The 15,060-nt window shown below is 62.0% G+C and carries 14 protein-coding genes and 1 pseudogene; 7 read left to right on the forward strand and 8 right to left on the reverse strand.

Annotation, left to right across the window (positions count from 1 at the left end):
- Positions 1-59: 59 nt before the first annotated feature.
- From E6O51_RS17580 to E6O51_RS17590, 3 genes and pseudogenes are all read right to left on the reverse strand, one after another.
- Positions 60-647, reverse strand: a pseudogene (locus E6O51_RS17580) (IS5 family transposase); the annotation flags it as partial.
- 140 nt (positions 648-787) lie between these two features.
- On the reverse strand, positions 788-2,059 hold the full coding sequence (locus E6O51_RS17585; protein ID WP_136386318.1) for a lipopolysaccharide biosynthesis protein: 1,272 nt from the start codon (positions 2,057-2,059) through the stop codon (positions 788-790).
- Positions 2,060-2,094: 35 nt separating this feature from the next.
- Positions 2,095-2,931, reverse strand: coding sequence for a Wzz/FepE/Etk N-terminal domain-containing protein (locus E6O51_RS17590; protein ID WP_168735318.1), 837 nt, complete (start codon positions 2,929-2,931; stop codon positions 2,095-2,097).
- A gap of 292 nt (positions 2,932-3,223) precedes the next feature.
- Here E6O51_RS17590 and E6O51_RS17595 point away from each other — a divergent pair, with 292 nt between their 5' ends.
- The 4 genes from E6O51_RS17595 to E6O51_RS17610 all read left to right on the forward strand — a co-directional run bounded on the left by E6O51_RS17595 (position 3,224) and on the right by E6O51_RS17610 (position 8,345).
- Complete coding sequence (locus E6O51_RS17595; RefSeq protein WP_136386320.1) at positions 3,224-4,978, forward strand: carbamoyltransferase family protein; 1,755 nt, start codon at positions 3,224-3,226, stop codon at positions 4,976-4,978.
- Between the two features lie 93 nt (positions 4,979-5,071).
- The gene (locus E6O51_RS17600; RefSeq protein WP_136386321.1) at positions 5,072-6,055 is read left to right on the forward strand and encodes a glycosyltransferase family protein; all 984 of its coding nucleotides are present in this window, start codon (positions 5,072-5,074) and stop codon (positions 6,053-6,055) included.
- A 99-nt stretch (positions 6,056-6,154) separates the two neighbouring features.
- The gene (locus E6O51_RS17605; RefSeq protein ID WP_136386322.1) at positions 6,155-6,973 is read left to right on the forward strand and encodes a glycosyltransferase family 2 protein; all 819 of its coding nucleotides are present in this window, start codon (positions 6,155-6,157) and stop codon (positions 6,971-6,973) included.
- 25 nt (positions 6,974-6,998) lie between these two features.
- Complete coding sequence (locus E6O51_RS17610) at positions 6,999-8,345, forward strand: O-antigen ligase family protein (protein ID WP_211091453.1); 1,347 nt, start codon at positions 6,999-7,001, stop codon at positions 8,343-8,345.
- Between the two features lie 19 nt (positions 8,346-8,364).
- On the opposite strand, the gene rfbC is transcribed toward E6O51_RS17610, so the two are convergent.
- The 4 genes from rfbC to E6O51_RS17630 form a co-directional block, all read right to left on the reverse strand.
- Positions 8,365-8,910 carry a dTDP-4-dehydrorhamnose 3,5-epimerase gene (rfbC, locus tag E6O51_RS17615; protein WP_136386324.1) on the reverse strand — a complete coding sequence of 182 codons (546 nt, stop codon included), beginning with the start codon at positions 8,908-8,910 and terminating at the stop codon, positions 8,365-8,367.
- Positions 8,910-9,785, reverse strand: coding sequence for a glucose-1-phosphate thymidylyltransferase RfbA (gene rfbA / locus E6O51_RS17620; protein WP_136386325.1), 876 nt, complete (start codon positions 9,783-9,785; stop codon positions 8,910-8,912). Before rfbA ends, rfbC begins: the two co-directional genes overlap by 1 nt.
- A 226-nt stretch (positions 9,786-10,011) precedes the next feature.
- Positions 10,012-11,076, reverse strand: a complete 1,065-nt coding sequence (locus E6O51_RS17625; protein ID WP_136386326.1) for a porin — start codon at positions 11,074-11,076, stop codon at positions 10,012-10,014.
- A 273-nt stretch (positions 11,077-11,349) separates the two neighbouring features.
- Positions 11,350-12,381: a porin gene (locus tag E6O51_RS17630; protein ID WP_136386327.1), complete on the reverse strand. Its 1,032-nt coding sequence runs from the start codon at positions 12,379-12,381 to the stop codon at positions 11,350-11,352.
- 447 nt (positions 12,382-12,828) lie between these two features.
- Here E6O51_RS17630 and E6O51_RS17635 point away from each other — a divergent pair, with 447 nt between their 5' ends.
- Positions 12,829-13,866 (forward strand): porin, encoded by a 1,038-nt coding sequence (locus E6O51_RS17635; protein ID WP_269140109.1) that lies wholly within the window; start codon positions 12,829-12,831, stop codon positions 13,864-13,866.
- A gap of 77 nt (positions 13,867-13,943) precedes the next feature.
- Here E6O51_RS17635 and E6O51_RS22295 read toward each other — a convergent pair whose 3' ends face one another.
- The gene (locus tag E6O51_RS22295) at positions 13,944-14,096 is read right to left on the reverse strand and encodes a DUF4160 domain-containing protein (RefSeq protein WP_230976834.1); all 153 of its coding nucleotides are present in this window, start codon (positions 14,094-14,096) and stop codon (positions 13,944-13,946) included.
- A gap of 107 nt (positions 14,097-14,203) precedes the next feature.
- Between E6O51_RS22295 and E6O51_RS17645 the strand changes: the two genes are divergently transcribed.
- Together E6O51_RS17645 and E6O51_RS17650 are read left to right on the forward strand one after the other, a co-directional pair.
- Positions 14,204-14,482 (forward strand): type II toxin-antitoxin system TacA family antitoxin, encoded by a 279-nt coding sequence (locus E6O51_RS17645; protein ID WP_136386330.1) that lies wholly within the window; start codon positions 14,204-14,206, stop codon positions 14,480-14,482.
- Complete coding sequence (locus tag E6O51_RS17650; RefSeq protein WP_136386331.1) at positions 14,482-15,015, forward strand: GNAT family N-acetyltransferase; 534 nt, start codon at positions 14,482-14,484, stop codon at positions 15,013-15,015. Before E6O51_RS17645 ends, E6O51_RS17650 begins: the two co-directional genes overlap by 1 nt.
- Positions 15,016-15,060: the final 45 nt, after the last annotated feature.

Raw genomic sequence — 15,060 nt, forward strand, 5'->3', positions numbered from 1 at the left:
TTCGGGGCCATTTCGATCCCAAACGCCCGTTTTCGGGCGCAGCAGACGGATTTCGCTCATCAACCCATCAGTGCTCGTCTCGCCAAGTAAGGATTGGTCAGCCCGATCAGCGAGAACACCTGAGCGGCGTTCTTCGCGATTCCCTTGTAGCACACCTTCGTGTAGCCGAACTGGCGCTTGATGACGCGAAACACGTGCTTGACCCGCGCACGGGTCGAGGACGCCCTGTGGTCGAAGCGCTTGTTAGCCCCGGTCAGCGGGTGCGCCGTGCTCGCCTTGAGCGACACGTCCCAAAACACGCCGGCCTTGCGCGCCAGGCGCTTGAGCTTGTTGTTGGCGTAGCCCTTGTCGCCGAACACCGCCCAGTCGTCCTCGCGCAGCAGATGCGGCAACTGGCTGATGTCACAGGCGTTGGCCGGCGTGACCGAAATCGTATGTACGAGCCCGGAATTAACGTCGGCGCCGACATGCACCTTCACGCCGAAGTACCACTGGTTGTCCTTCTTAGTCTGATGCATCTTGGGACCGCGCTTCCTGTCCTGGTTCTTCGTCGAGGGTGGGGCGTGGATGATGATCGCGTCCACTATCGTGCCGCCCTTGAGAAGCAATCCTCGCGTTTCGAGCGTATCGTTGATGACGTTCATCATCTACTTCTTGCAGCAGTGGTACGCACTGTCGGACCCGGCGATGGAAGATGCGCTCTGCGAGATCGAATCGATACACCGGTGACGAGTATGGTTTGGTCGGTAAGCATGGGTCGTGAGTAGTGACGTGTGTGTAGTACAAATCAGAGGTGGCCGTCAATGGATGCGCTACTGCGGCGGAAGGCCATGTATTTTGCTCCAAATAAAAATGCAAAGGCCGCAGCCGCTGCGGCCGGGACGGCACGATCGTCGAGAGGGGTGGTGAAGATCAGCGTGCAGATAGCAAACAGAGGTAGGGAAACGAGGTGAGTCAGGATGATGGGGCGGTCGCGGCGAAGGGCGTATAAACCATAGTGCGGCACCATGCTGAGGGCAAAGAGTACTGCGCCGAGCACCGTCCAGTACAAAAGCGGATAGTGCTGAGCATAGATCGGATTGTCGAGCCAATCGATGACCCACGGAGCAGCGATGAGCAGTCCGCTGGCGAGAACGATGACGGCCACCGTAGTCTGGATCATGAGGCGGCGCATCTGTAACTTGAGGGCCGCGTGGTCCTGCCTGCTGGCGGAGGCGATCAAGGCTGGATAGGCGAAGGAGAAAACGGCCGCATCCATGAAGCTGTTCAGAGCGTTTGCGAAACCAATGAAGAGTACATAAGCCGCAAGGACCTCGACACCGCCCAGCGATTCGATCCAGTAACGATCGACTGTATATAGGGCGCGGAGTGAAAGAGTCGCGACGAGAAAGGGGAGGGCGATACGAATGCCACGTCGGATCCAATGCCAGTCTATGGCGAGGGCCAAGGATGCCGTGTTCAGCTTGCGCAATGGAACGAGGCCAAGCACGCAGGCGGCGATGACCCCGCAGAGCCAGTTTGAAAGGACGAAATTGAGTGTGCGCTGACTAGGGTCGAACCATAGCCAGATGGCCACGACAATTGCCCACAAACCCGAACGGACAAACAGCACGATACTTGCCCAGAGTGGATACGAAAGGGCGACGAGTAAACGGTTGAGTTCCTGAGCGATATGTTCCAAGGCCAAAAGAGGAAAAAACCATATGGCAAGATGCCAAGGTAGTAACTCCACGCCGAACAGGATCAGGCAGACCGGTAGAAGAAAAGTGTAGCTAATGAGGAAGAACGCCCCCTGATCGCGAATCATCGCCGCCCATAGGTCGCGTCTGGAAACGATCATCTCGCGACTGGCATAGGTGTAGAAGTCTGCCCCCAGCCCCATGAGCACGAACATAATGGTGGCGGCAAACAGGCCGTAGAGGCCGACATCGGCGGGTTCGAGAAATTTCGCGAGCACGAAGATGAGCGCGAACTTGCTTGTAAGCGTGGCACTGCGCAAACCGATGTTGAGCAGGCGCCGGGTAATGGAAAGAGGGGGCAAGGTGCGGCGGTGCTGCACGTGGTTCGGGGGCAAGACTTGTGCTCTGTTCGGAGTTAGCTGGCGTTTTCGCTGGAAGTATTCTTGATTCTTGAAACGAACTCAGTCACAAAGGCGAGGAAAATGCCCGCCATAAGACCGAGCACGGCAGCAAGCACAAGAGCAAGTACTTTCCTGGGCTTGGATGGTTTTGCCGGTTCCACGATTTCACCGAGCAACTCGGTCGGACGGCTTTGCGGTGGTGTAACTTGCTGCGCAAGGCGCAACCTTTCCTCATCATGCTGGTTGATCGAGTTGATGATGGGGCCGCGTTCCAGCATTACGAGCGATGCCTGGACGCTGTCGCGTTCCTTGAGCAATTCGAATTGCTCGGTGATGTCGTCAAATTGCTGCTGCAGTGCCGCGCGCTGCTCTCCCAGGCGCGCAAGCCGCTCAGATATAGGCTTGAGGTTTTCCTCATAGACTGCGTTGTGCCGGGCTTGAACACTATTGGCGACATCACGCAGCAGCCGTGCCGCATCTTCGGGGGTATCGCCTTCGACGGTCAGCTGCAGAGTCGTGGTGATGCCCTTCTCGATGCTGACGCCGGTCACGAAGGGGCGGTCACGCTTGATGCCCTCGGCTACTTCCTCGCCGTGTTCCGCAATGATCCGCGCAGCTAGCTCCGTTGCATTTTCGAGCAATCCGTCGCTGGCCTGGACTTGGCCGATGCGCAGCTTGACGTTGGCCTCATATACGGGCGGGTATAGAAGCGCAAAAGCTACGCCCGTGGCGAGACAGAAAGTGAGACTTGCAAGGATGAGCAGTCTGCGCCGGACGAGGGTTTGCCACAGTTCGAACAAGTCGATTTCGCTATCCGCGTATGCCTGCGGGCTTGGCTGGCTGTTATGCATGGCTGGCTGAATCTGCGAGGGGGCGCGCATTATCGCATCATATCGAAGGGCCGGACACCCGTGATGTGTTACGCGGTTTGTGTCGATACCCTATTCCGAGTACGCCAGAAGGTGGTTCTACGGCTATCTGCCAATCGCGTTCAGACGGTCAGTTGATATGGCAAGCAGCCGTCTGGGACCGGTAGTGCTGGGGGACTGGGCCGGATGTCGCCTCGGAGGAGGTATAATCCGCCCCCTGTCTGGCCCCGGGGCTTGAGGTCGCGGGCGCCACTCCCGATTCTGAGGATTCCCTGTGGCATTGACTGTACTCGGCCTTTCCGGCGCGCTTACCCATGACCCCTCCGCTGCCCTCTACATCGACGGCAAGCTCGTTGCCGCAGCGGAGGAAGAGCGCTTCGTGCGCGATAAGCACGCCAAGAACCGCATGCCCTACGAGGCGGCGCGCTTCTGCCTGGACTTCGCCGGCATCAGGCCCAGGGACGTTACCGCGGTCGCCATCCCCTTCGCGCCCATCAGCATCTTCGAGCCGGCGCGCTGGCACTACGCCAAGCGCTACTGGTACGCGCCGGATCGCGGGTTGGACGCAATCCTTACCGGCAATAGGCGCTTCCACCGCTACAAGCGCCGCATCGAATGGTGCCTGCAGCAGCTCGGCTTCGATCTTTCCCGCACCGAGATCGTGCCCGTGGAGCACCACCTCACCCACGCCTCCAGCGCCTACCACCTCTCTGGCTTCCAGGAGAAGACCGCCATCCTCGGCATCGACGGCAAGGGCGAGTACGCCACCACCTTCTTCGGCTGGGGCGAGAACGGCCGCATCCACAAGATCAAGGAGTTCTACGATCCGGATTCGCTCGGCGGCCTGTACGGCGCAATCACCGAGTACCTCGGCTTCGAGATGCTCGACGGCGAATACAAGGTCATGGGCATGGCACCCTACGGCGACCCGTACAAGTACGATTTCTCCCGCCTGGCCCGCTTCGAGAACGGCGAACTGTTGATCGACACCGAGCTCGCCAACGTCATCGGCCTGCGGCGCTACAAGGAGAAGGGCAAGGGCTACTACTTCTCGCCCAAGCTCATCGACTGGCTAGGACCCATGCGCCACGGCGACGTCGCCGACGAGCCCTACATCCACTACGCCGCGAGCATGCAGAAGCTGTTCGAAGACCTCGCGCTGCAGATGATGGACTACTATTTGGGCGACATCCTGCGCGAAACCGGCAAGCTAGTCTTCGCCGGCGGCGGGGCGCTCAACGTCAAGCTCAACCAGAAGATCATCGCCCGGCCGGAGGTGAAGGAACTCTTCGTCCAGCCCGCCTCCGGCGATTCCGGCACGGCGGTGGGGGCGGCGTCCTACGTGTCGGTCGCGCGCGGCGTGCCGGTGGAGAAGATGGAGCACGTCTACCTCGGTCCGGCGTACAGCAACGAGGACGTCATCGCCGCCTGCGCCCGCCATCCGGCCCGGCCACAGTGGGAGAAGATCGCCGACGGCGACACCGCCGTGCCCCAGCGCATCGCCCGCATACTCGCCGACGGCCACCCGGTGGCTTGGTTCCAGGGCCGCATGGAATTCGGCCCGCGCGCGCTCGGCGGCCGTTCCATCCTCGGCTGCCCCAGCGCGCCCGGCGTGGCCGATCGCATCAACGAGCAAATCAAGTTCCGCGAGCGCTGGCGCCCGTTCTGCCCCAGCATGCTGGACACCGTCGGCTCGCAGATGCTGGGCACGGATCACCCCGCCCCCTTCATGACCTTCACCTTCGAGGTGGCCGCCGGCTGGAAGGAGCGCGTGCCCGAAGTGGTGCACGAGGACGGCACCGCCCGCGCCCAGGTTCTGAAGCGCGAGTACAACCCGCGCTACTACGACCTGATGAAGGAACTCGAACGCCTCACCGGCAACGGCGTGGTGCTTAATACCTCCCTCAACCGCCGTGGCGAGCCGATGATCTGCTCGCCCACGGATGCGTTGAACATGTTCTTCGGTTCAGATCTGCAGTACCTGATCATGGAAGACATTCTGGTGGTGAAGGGCGAAGCCACGGCGTGATGCCCGGCCCTTCGGCGATCGAGCCGCCGCAAGGGCCGCGCCGCACCTCGGCGATCTACTTCAAGACAACATTCCATACCGAGCCGAACTGACATGAAAACGATGTTGCTGCTGATGGAGCGGCGCAGGACCATTCTCGACACCTTGTACGAATCGATTTCGAGCCACCTTCCCCAGTGCGACGTCTTTCGTCTCGACGAGGCGCAGCAGCAGAACCTCGCCGGATTCTTCCGCGATCATGCCCCCTCCGGGTACGACCGGGTCGTCATCTACTCGCGTCTCAAGCGGCTCAAGGGGCAGGTGCGCGTGCTGTCGTTCGTCCCGGGCCTGGTCTTTTTCGAGTACGACGCCTGGCAGAACTACGCGTCCGAAGACAAGCGCTTCGGGCAGTACTCGAAGTTCTATCGTGCCCTTCCCGGATGTCGCGTGATCTCGTCGGGCTGCGGGGTTTCCCGGCGCCTGCGTAGCGAGGGCATCGACGCGAGGTTTGTCCCCAAGGGGTTCGACGACCGTGTGATCACGGACCTAGGCCGGGAACGCGACATCTTCGCCGCTTTTCTCGGCAGTACGAACAATCAGTCCTATGCGGCGCGCCGCAGGACGCTCGAAGCCATCGGAGAGGGGTTTCCGCTGGAAGTGACGCGCACCAACCCGGGCGGGGATTATGCGGAGATGCTGAACCGGATCCGTGTGTTCGTGAGCGTGGATACGGGCATGGGCGAATACATGCTGAAGAACTTCGAATCCATGGCCGCCGGCTGCGTCCTGCTGGCCCAGGACCAGGGGGCGGAGGAGAACGAAGCCGTCGGCTTCAAGGACATGGAAAACGTCGTGCTCTATCGAAGCGCGGAAGAAGCCGTGGAGCGGTTGAAGATGCTGCGGGATTCGCCCGAACTGTGCGACCGGCTGGCCGCTGCGGGCCGCCGCCATGCAAACGAGCACTTCACCTTCTCGAGGCTGGGCGAGCTGATCGCCCTGGCGATCGCCGCGCCGATGCCTGCAGCGAAAGCCCCGCCCTTCTTCGACCGGCTGATTGCCAGAATCAAGTACCCCTGGATGCTGCGGTGCGTCCACTGAGTATGCGCATGACCGCTTTCCGGCAGAAGTCCGTGGAGGCGGGATGCCTCCTGTCCGAACGATGCCTGCTGCAGGCAGACGGCTCACTACCGACAAAGAATGATAAAGAAACTGCGTAGACGCCTGCGTGCCCTCTGGTGCAGATTGAAACTCGCGTTGCGTTGGCGCTTCCGCCGTCCAGCGCCAGCGCACGGTCGCAACCGGGAGCTGGTCGTTTCACTGACCTCGTATCCCAAGCGTTTTTCTTCCCTGCATCTCACGCTCAGGAGCCTGCTGACGCAAAGCGTCCGCCCGGACAGGGTCATCCTGTGGCTCGCCGAGGCAGACCGGAGCGCGCTTCCGGCGGCCGTGGAAGCCTTGCAGCAGGAAGGGCTGGAGATTCGATACTGCGACGACCTGCGGTCGTTCAAGAAGATCATCCCGACGCTGTCCAGCTTTCCGGAAGCGGACATCGTCACCGCCGACGACGACCTGTACTACTGGTCCGACTGGCTGAAGGAACTGGTCGTGGCCGCGGAACGGTTTCCGGGCAAGGTCGTGGCCCACCGCCTGCACAAGGTCGCTTGCGATGGGCACGGCATCCGTTCCTATCGGGAATGGCCGAAGAACATCAGCGACCAGACCGAGGACCCGCGCAACTTCGCCACCGGCTGCCTGGGCGTGTTCTATCCGGCGGGCTGCTTCCACCCCGACGTGCTGGACCGGGATGCCTTCATGCGGCTGTGTCCCGAAGCCGACGACGTCTGGCTGTACTGGATGGTGCGCCGTAACGGCCGCTTTGAAGTGCATTCCGGCACCCGGCATGGCCAAGTCAACTGGCCGGGCAGTCAGCAGGTGAGTCTCTGGAAGCGGAACCGGCATCGGCACGGCAACGATGCCCAGATCCAAGCGATGGTCGAAACCTATGGTCGTCCATGATGATATGAAACCTGACGGTGTGGTGATGGACAATATGAAGCGTTGGTACGGGCCGGCATTCGCGTTGCTGACGATTGCTTTTCCCGCCATCTGGTTCCTCTCGGCCGGGGCCACCGACTGGTTGGCCCGTACCATGTTCTGGCTCCTGGTGCTGGGCGCGCTGATAGGTGTGCAGCCGATTCACCGGGACCGGGTGGTTCAGTTGTGTGCAGTGCTGGCGCTGCTGGTAGTGGCCGGCTACGTGTGGCAGCGGTTCACGGTGCCAGAAGCTTTACTCGGTGGTTCATCGGCAAGGAAGTACATCCCCGCTTTTTGCTTCTTCGTCGTAGTGGCATATGGTGCGGCTGTGATGCCGCGGGTCTCGCCGTTTCTGCTCCTGCTCAGTGCCGGCATCGGGCTGCTTGTTCATCTGTTGTGGTTTGTGCCCGCAGGTGACTGGGCGGCCAGTTGGCGCCTGAAACGGGTCACTTTTGGATTCCATAATTGGGAGCACGCAGCCATCCTGTTCTCAAGTGCACTGTTGGCTGCGGTGATTTTCCTGCCACGGGCCGTATCTTCCTCTCCGCCCAGGGCACGGGGGCCGGTACTGGTGCTTTCCGTTGCTTTCATCCTGATGGCAATGTACTTCGTTGTTACTCTGCAGACGCGCGCGACTTGGCTTGGGCTTCTTCTTTCCGGGTTTGTCGCGTTGCTCTTCGGCGTAGGTTCACTGTTCGTCCGGCGTCGTTCCATAGACCGCCGTACCGTCGTGCGATGGGTAGTCGCGGGTGCCGGCGTCGTACTGGTGGGATCGGCAGCGCTCTACTTCTGGGCTGGTGACATCGTCGCGAAGCGCTTGGCAGCGGAAGCAGTCAGTATCGAAACGATCAAGGAGACAGCCCGGCTGGAAACGGTACCACGTAGCAGTATCAAGGTAAGGATTGGCACGTGGGCTGCAGCACTCGACTGGATTGCCGAACGGCCGGTTTTCGGCTGGGGAGGGCGCGCCGCATCGAGGCTGATCGAGCTGTCGCCTTATTTCGATGAGCGTTTCAAGAATCAGTTCGGCCATCTCCACAACTCATACCTGGAAACCCTGCTCAACGTAGGCGGGGCCGTCATGGCATGTATGATCACCATCGTCCTGTTGGTCGCCTGGCGTACCGTGGCGGCCTGGCGTCAGGGGTGGATACCGACCGATGTATTCCTGTTCGCCTGTGCGTTCTACCCTTTCTGGGCAACGGTCAACCTGTTCGAGTCTTACATCATGTACGACTCGGGTTTCCTGCTTAACGCCCTAGTCGGCGGGTTTGTGTATTCTTGGTACCTGCGCAGCCAACATGCCACGGATGCGCGGCGCGGAGCCTTGAACGAACAAGTCCGCCGAGCGTAACTGCTGCAGGCAGGCGAACTCACCGCAGAAGCGCCCGCAGCGTACCACCCTGCCCATCCTTGGCGGAGATAACGGGCTGCATGCCATCCAGCGGCCAGTCTATCGCCAAGTCGGGGTCGTTCCAGGCGATGCAGCGTTCGTGCTCAGGGGAGTAGAAGTCGGTGGTCTTGTATAGGCACTCCGCCGTGTCGCTAAGTGTGAGGAAGCCGTGCGCGAAGCCGGGCGGAATCCACAACTGCAGCTTGTTGTCGGCGGAAAGGGTTTCACCCACCCAGCGGCCGAAGGTGGGTGAGCCGGGGCGGATGTCCACCGCCACGTCGAACACCGCACCGTGGACTACCCGTACCAGTTTGCCCTGCGCATGGGGCTCCATCTGGTAATGCAGGCCGCGCAGCACGCCGCGCACCGAGCGGCTGTGGTTGTCCTGCACGAACTCGGGCGCCAGTCCAGTGGCCTCGCGGAAGACCCGCTGGTTGTAGCTTTCGAAGAAGAAGCCGCGTTCGTCGCCGAACACCTTGGGGGTGAACAGGATGACGTCGGGGATGGCCAGGCGGGTGGCCTGCATCAGAACACCTTCGCCTGCAGCAGATTCAGCAGGTACTGGCCATAGCGGTTCCTGGCCAAGGGTTTGGCCAGCGCGCCCAGCGCGTCGTCGTCGATCCATCCGTTACGCCAGGCGATCTCTTCCGGGCAGGCCACTTTCAAGCCCTGGCGCCTTTCCAGCGTGGCGATGAACTGGCTCGCGTCCAGCAGGCTCTCGTGCGTGCCGGTGTCCAGCCACGCGTAGCCGCGGCCCATGATTTCCACCGACAGGCGACCCTGTTCCAGGTACAGCCGGTTGAGATCGGTGATCTCCAGTTCCCCCCGCGTCGAAGGCTTGAGGCTGCGCGCCAACTCCACGACCTGGGGATCGTAGAAGTACAGCCCGGTCACCGCGTAGCGGGATTTCGGGCGGGCGGGTTTTTCCTCCAGCGACAGGGCCTTGCCGGCGGTGTCGAACTCCACTACGCCGTAGCGTTCCGGATCGTGCACGTGATAGGCGAAGACGCTGGCCCCCTCGGAGCGTGCGGCGGCCTTGCTCAGCAGCAGATGGAAGTCGTGGCCGTAGAAGATGTTGTCACCCAGCACCAGGGCGCAGCGTTCGCCGGCGATGAAGTCCTCGCCGATCAGAAAGGCCTGTGCCAGTCCGTCCGGGCTGGGCTGCACCGCGTATTGCAGACGCAGGCCCCAGCGGGAACCGTCGCCCAGCAACTGCTCGAAGCGCGGTGTGTCCTGCGGCGTAGAGATGACCAGGATGTCGCGGATGCCCGCCAGCATCAGCGTGCTCAGCGGGTAATAGATCATCGGCTTGTCGAACACCGGCAGCAGTTGCTTGGAGACGGCCAGCGTGGCCGGATGCAGCCGGGTGCCGGCACCGCCGGCGAGGATGATGCCTTTCATGGGGTTCTGGCCCGATCAGGATGCCTGTGCGCGGATGCGCGATTCTACGCGCTGGGGCCAGAAGTGTCACCGCGAGGAAGTTCCGCTGGGACGGCACGGCCCTGGTTCGGCAAATAATTGCTAGTGTTCGTAAGCCAATCGATCGGAATGCGCACCGCCCTCATCGGGCGTAAACAAAAAAACGGGCGCCGAAGCGCCCGCTTGCCATTCAAACCATCCGAGATGATTAGAACTTGTGGCGGATACCGACGTTGAGGCCCTTGGCGTAATCGACGCCGGTGGTCAGGCTGCCCTTGTAAACCGAGAAGAGGCCGTCGGCTTCGTCGTTGGTGTTGATCTTGGCGTAGGCGGCGTACAGGTTGGTCCGCTTGGACAGATCGTGGGTGTAGCCCAGCGCCCACTTGCGGGCCTTGGCTTCGGGAGCGCCGTCCGCATCGATGGTGTTGCGGGCGTAGGACGCCAGCACCTTGCCGGCGGTGCCGACCGGCACGCTCGCACCGATCAGCCACTGCTTGGTCTTGAAGTCAGTGACGGCAGAGTCGGTCTTGAGCTGGCCATAGACGGCGGACAGGCGGACGGGGCCGAAGTCATAGGCGGCGCCCAGATCCCACACCTTGTCCTTGTAGTCGCCGGCGTCGATCTTGACCTGGTGGTAGTTCAGGCCGACGAACAGGGGGCCGTTGCTGTAGTTCGGGTTGATCGCCCAGATCTTGGCGTCGCCGCTGTCGGCACCATCCACGGTCAGTTCTTCGTCGCCGAGGCCGTTGCGGGTGTAGCCGGCGATGACGTTGAAGCCGCCAAAGCTCGGGGAGATATAGGCCAGCAGGTTGTTCAGACGGATGGTGTCCGGGGCAGCGAAGGCTCCGTTCAGGTACACGCCACGGCCGTAGTTGATGTCACCCACGGTGCCGGTCTCGAACGGATCGACCTTGCCCAGCAGCAGGAACTGCGGGGTGTATTGACGGCCGGCCGCGACGGTACCGAAACCGCCGGACAGGGCCAGGAAGGCTTGGCGGGTATAGTTGCCGCCGGTGCCGAGGTCCACGCCGATGGATTCTTCCAGCACAAAGGAAGCCTTCAGGCCGTTGCCCAGGTCTTCCACGCCGCGGAAGCCGATGCGGCTGCCGGACTGCAGGCCGGAATCGATGCCGGAACGGTTGTCGAGCCACTCGGAACCGGAGTAGTGCGTGAAGCCGATGTCGACGATACCGTAGATGGTCACGTTGGACTGGGCGAAAGCCGGAGCGGAAACCAGACCGGCGACAGCCAGCGCAATCAGTTTCTTCTGCATGTAAATCTCCTCTTGCTTGAAGTAGAGGCAGCGGTTTCCCGCAGCCTGTGGACCTCTCTAACGAGAAGTTGTGAGGATTCTGCTAATCGCGACAGCAGGTGACAAGTTTCCGACAAGGAAAAGTCACGGAGCTGGAAAGAAACTGTAGCGTTCTTGCAACACTGCCCGGTCGTTACGGTGATTTGCGCGTGGTGCGGTATTGGAAGGAGCAATCGGGGGCAATGAAAAACGGGCGCCGAAGCGCCCGTTGGTCATGCGGATCGTGAAAGGCGATCAGAACTTGTGGCGGATACCCAGGTTGAAGCCCTTCTCGTAGCCCGTACCGTTGTCGACTGCGCCGGAGCCGCTGGTCTTGAAGAGGATTTCATCCGAACGCTTGGCGTAGGCGACATACAGGTTGGTACGCTTGGACAGGTCGTGGAAGTAACCCACGGCGATCTGTTTGCCTTCGCGGTCCAGGTCATCGAACTCGGCGGTCACGTAGGAAACGGCGAACTTGCCGGCGCTGCCGACCGGGACGCTGGCACCCACCATCCACTGCTTGCGGGTGTCGTCGCCGTAGTTGGCATCGTTGTCGTAATCGATCTCGCCGTACAGGGCGCTCAGGCGCACGGCGCCGAAGTCGTAGGCGGCGCCCAGCTCCCAGGTGTCGGATTCACGGTCGCCAGTGGCGGCTTCCGCTTCCGTATGGATGTAGTTCAGGCCGACGTGCAGCGGGCCGTTCTTGTAAACCGGGTGCAGGGCAAAGACTTCGAGATCGGTGTCGGGCTGGCCCTTGGTAATGGCGGATTCGTCAGCGGTACCGTTGAGGGTGTAGGCGGCCGTGAGGCTGAAGCCGCCGAAATCCGGGGTGACGTAGGCGAAGACGTTGTTGAGGCGGTCGGCAGTCTTGGCGTAGACGCCATTGGCCTGGCCGACGGTACCGCCGCCGAACGGGTCGATGGCATCCACGAAGCGGTGCTGCGGAGTTTCCTGGCGGCCCAGGGCCACGGTGCCGAAGCCGCCGGACAGGGCGAGGAAGGACTGGCGTGTGTAGCCCGAGCCTTCGCCAAGGTCAGCCTTGATCGATTGCTCCAGCACGAAGGACGCCTTGAGGCCGTTGCCCAGGTCTTCCACGCCACGGAAACCGATGCGGCTGCCGGATTGCAGGCCGCTGTCGAGGGCGGTACGGGAATCGTAGGTGTCGGAACCGGAGCGGTGGTCGACGCCGATATCTACGACGCCGTAGATGGTGACGTTGGACTGGGCGAAAGCGGGGGCGGAAACCAGGCCGGCGACGGCCAGCGCGATCAGTTTCTTCTGCATGTGAATCTCCTTGCATGACGTTGGGGGGCGCGGTTTCCCGCGGCCCGTGGGACTCTCTAAGCGAGAAGTCGGGCCGATTCTGGAAGCCGTGTGCGACCCCAATGTGACGGTGCAAGGACTGGACGGGGGAACCTGTCTTTTCGGAGGTGTTCTGTTGTATTCACGCAACAATGGTGTGATGTGAGGCTCGTTCCGGGCTGGCGGTTTCGGGCAGGGCGTTGCCATGCATCGTGCCCCGCGGCCGGTACGGCCTGCGTTTGCACCGGCTGCGGGGCGTTTTGCATTGAAGTACGGTTTTTTGAACGGAATCCCGGCGGAGGGCGTGGTCAACAAGCAGCCGCATGTCTGTTGCGCCGCGTCGGAACCGTGCGCAAAAGCATGCGGGGCCTGGGGTTTCCAGGCATTCTTGGGGGCTGGGCCGGGCACATGTAAACGAAACTGATTGCACTGGCTGTCGCCGGTCTGGTTTCCGCTCCGGCTTTCGCCCAGTCCAACGTGACCATCTACGGTATCGTCGACGTCGGCGTGGCTCACCACTCCGGTTCGAGCACCCACGACAGCCGCACCGGCATCGACTCCGGCATCCAGTCCGGCAGCCGCATCGGTTTCCGCGGCGTGGAAGACTTGGGCAACGGCCTGAAGGCTGCCTTCGTGCTGGAATACGGCATCAAGAATGACCAGAACTACGGCATCGGTCACGGCACCGATAGCGATAACCTCCAGGGTTCGACTGCCCGTCAACAGTACCTCGCTCTGGTCGGCGGGTTCGGTACCGTGGCCTTGGGCCGCCTGGAAACCCCGCAGCACCAGTTCCTGGCCGGCATCGACCCCTTCGGTGACGGCACCGTCGGTACCTACGCCACTGCCTACTCCAAGGTCACCCGCCTGAACAACGTCGCCGCCTACATCTCCCCGGACTTCGGCGGTTTCACCGTCACCGCTGCCTATACCGCTGACGGCCTGGACGATGAAGAAAGCACTCCCAAGGCTCTTAAGAGCGGAGACCTCGAAGTCTGGGCCATCAACCCGGTCTACAAGAACGGTCCTCTGGTCGCCGGCGTGAACTATCAGCGCGCCGAGATCGACAACGGGGCTGTCGACTTCAAGCAATGGGACCTGGCGGGCGCCTATGACTTTGGTCCGGTGCGTTTGAGCGCCATCTACGGCCAGATCGACTATGACCAGGCCGCCGCCACTCACGACAAGCGCAAGCAGTGGGTGCTCGGCGCGGCCGTCCCGGTCGGCGCCGCCGGCAAGGTGCTGGTGTCCTACAGTGAGTTCGATCTCGAAGGCAAGGGTGCCAACAAAGATCTGGACGGCTCCAAGTGGGCCGTGGGCTACACCCACGATCTGTCCAAGCGTACCAACCTGTACGCCGCCTACGCCAAGACCTCCGATGACCTCGGTCTGAAGTCGACCTCGGGCGCCGTTGAGAACGACCCCTACACCAAGGGCTTCAACCTCGGCATCCGCCACAAGTTCTAATCGTCTTTCCGGCGTTTGAACGGCAGAACGGGCGCTTCGGCGCCCGTTTTTCATTTGTCCGCTTTCCCGCGTAGCCGCTACCGTAGCGGCTCCATCCTGAAGAATTCCCCTTCCGGCCCGCCCGCGTGCCAGTTGGCCAGCAGTTCCTCACGGTGGATTTCCACCCACGCCCTCACCAGCACCAGCTTGTGCTCGGGCAGGAAGCCGGAGATTACCGTGTTGGACGCCACGCTTGTTCCTCTGCCCTGCGGGAAAGCCCGGGAGGACGGGAGTGTCTGTGTTTGTACGCCCAACGTGCTAACATGGCACACAAAATCAATAGCGATGTGAGGTTTTCATGGGTACGACAACCGTGCGTTCGGCGCGCCTGGGCTTGCGTGCGACGCCCCAGCAGGAGGCCGTGCTGCGGCGGGCGGCCGAAATTGCCCATAAGTCGATGACGGATTTCATCCTCGACAGTGCCTGCCAGGCTGCCGAACGGACACTGCTGGATCAGTGCCTGTTCCTCGTTTCCGGCAGCCAGTCGCAGGTGTTGCTGGAATTGCTGGACCGCCCGGCGCAGGTGCATGATGGCCTCAAGGATCTGTTTTCCCGTCCCGCCCCCTGGGAGCGTTGATGCTGCTGACGGCGCCACAGGCATTGGCGGCGAGCCACTTGATCGACGATTTTGATTGCGGCAAGCCCAGTCTGAACGCTTGGCTGGTGCGCTACGCGCAGCAGGCGCAATCGAGCGGTTCGGCCCGAACCTATGTGGTCGCGGACGATCGGCGGGTTGTCGGCTATTTCAGCCTGGCCGTCGGCCAGGTTGCGACGCTGGAGGTTCCGGAGCGCATACGCAAGGGTATGGGTGCCTGTCCGATTCCGGTGGTCATCCTCGCCCGGCTGGCGGTGGCCCGGCCGATGCATGGCCGGGGCATCGGCGCAGGGCTGCTGCAGGACGCGATTCGGCGTACGGTGGCCATTTCCGAGCAGGCTGGTGTACGGGCTTTGCTGACGCATCCGGTAGATGACGAGGCGGCGCGTTTCTACCGCCGCTTCGGTTTCGAGGACTCGCCCGTGCGGGAGCAGCAGTTGCTGTTGTTGCTCAAGGATGCACGCAAGCTGCTTACATCCGCCGGCGACCCGGCATCCCGGTCTCGTTCGTCCTGAGCCTGCAGAAGGACGATTCATTGCCGGTCAAGGGCTTCGACAGGC

It is taken from the genome of Pseudothauera rhizosphaerae (genome assembly GCF_004801305.1).
Taxonomy (GTDB): Bacteria; Pseudomonadota; Gammaproteobacteria; order Burkholderiales; family Rhodocyclaceae; genus Pseudothauera; species Pseudothauera rhizosphaerae.

What these genes read in the sequence shown, in the direction of transcription:
- rfbA (WP_136386325.1), bottom strand. Translation starts at nt 9,785, where the DNA reads ATGAAAGGCATCATCCTCGCCGGCGGTGCCGGCACCCGGCTGCATCCG.
- E6O51_RS17610 (WP_211091453.1), top strand. Translation starts at nt 6,999, where the DNA reads ATGGACAATATGAAGCGTTGGTACGGGCCGGCATTCGCGTTGCTGACG.
- E6O51_RS17605 (WP_136386322.1), top strand. Translation starts at nt 6,155, where the DNA reads ATGATAAAGAAACTGCGTAGACGCCTGCGTGCCCTCTGGTGCAGATTG.
- E6O51_RS17645 (WP_136386330.1), top strand. Translation starts at nt 14,204, where the DNA reads ATGGGTACGACAACCGTGCGTTCGGCGCGCCTGGGCTTGCGTGCGACG.
- E6O51_RS17590 (WP_168735318.1), bottom strand. Translation starts at nt 2,931, where the DNA reads ATGCATAACAGCCAGCCAAGCCCGCAGGCATACGCGGATAGCGAAATC.
- E6O51_RS17625 (WP_136386326.1), bottom strand. Translation starts at nt 11,076, where the DNA reads ATGCAGAAGAAACTGATTGCGCTGGCTGTCGCCGGTCTGGTTTCCGCT.
- E6O51_RS17650 (WP_136386331.1), top strand. Translation starts at nt 14,482, where the DNA reads ATGCTGCTGACGGCGCCACAGGCATTGGCGGCGAGCCACTTGATCGAC.
- E6O51_RS17630 (WP_136386327.1), bottom strand. Translation starts at nt 12,381, where the DNA reads ATGCAGAAGAAACTGATCGCGCTGGCCGTCGCCGGCCTGGTTTCCGCC.
- rfbC (WP_136386324.1), bottom strand. Translation starts at nt 8,910, where the DNA reads ATGCAGGCCACCCGCCTGGCCATCCCCGACGTCATCCTGTTCACCCCC.
- E6O51_RS17600 (WP_136386321.1), top strand. Translation starts at nt 5,072, where the DNA reads ATGAAAACGATGTTGCTGCTGATGGAGCGGCGCAGGACCATTCTCGAC.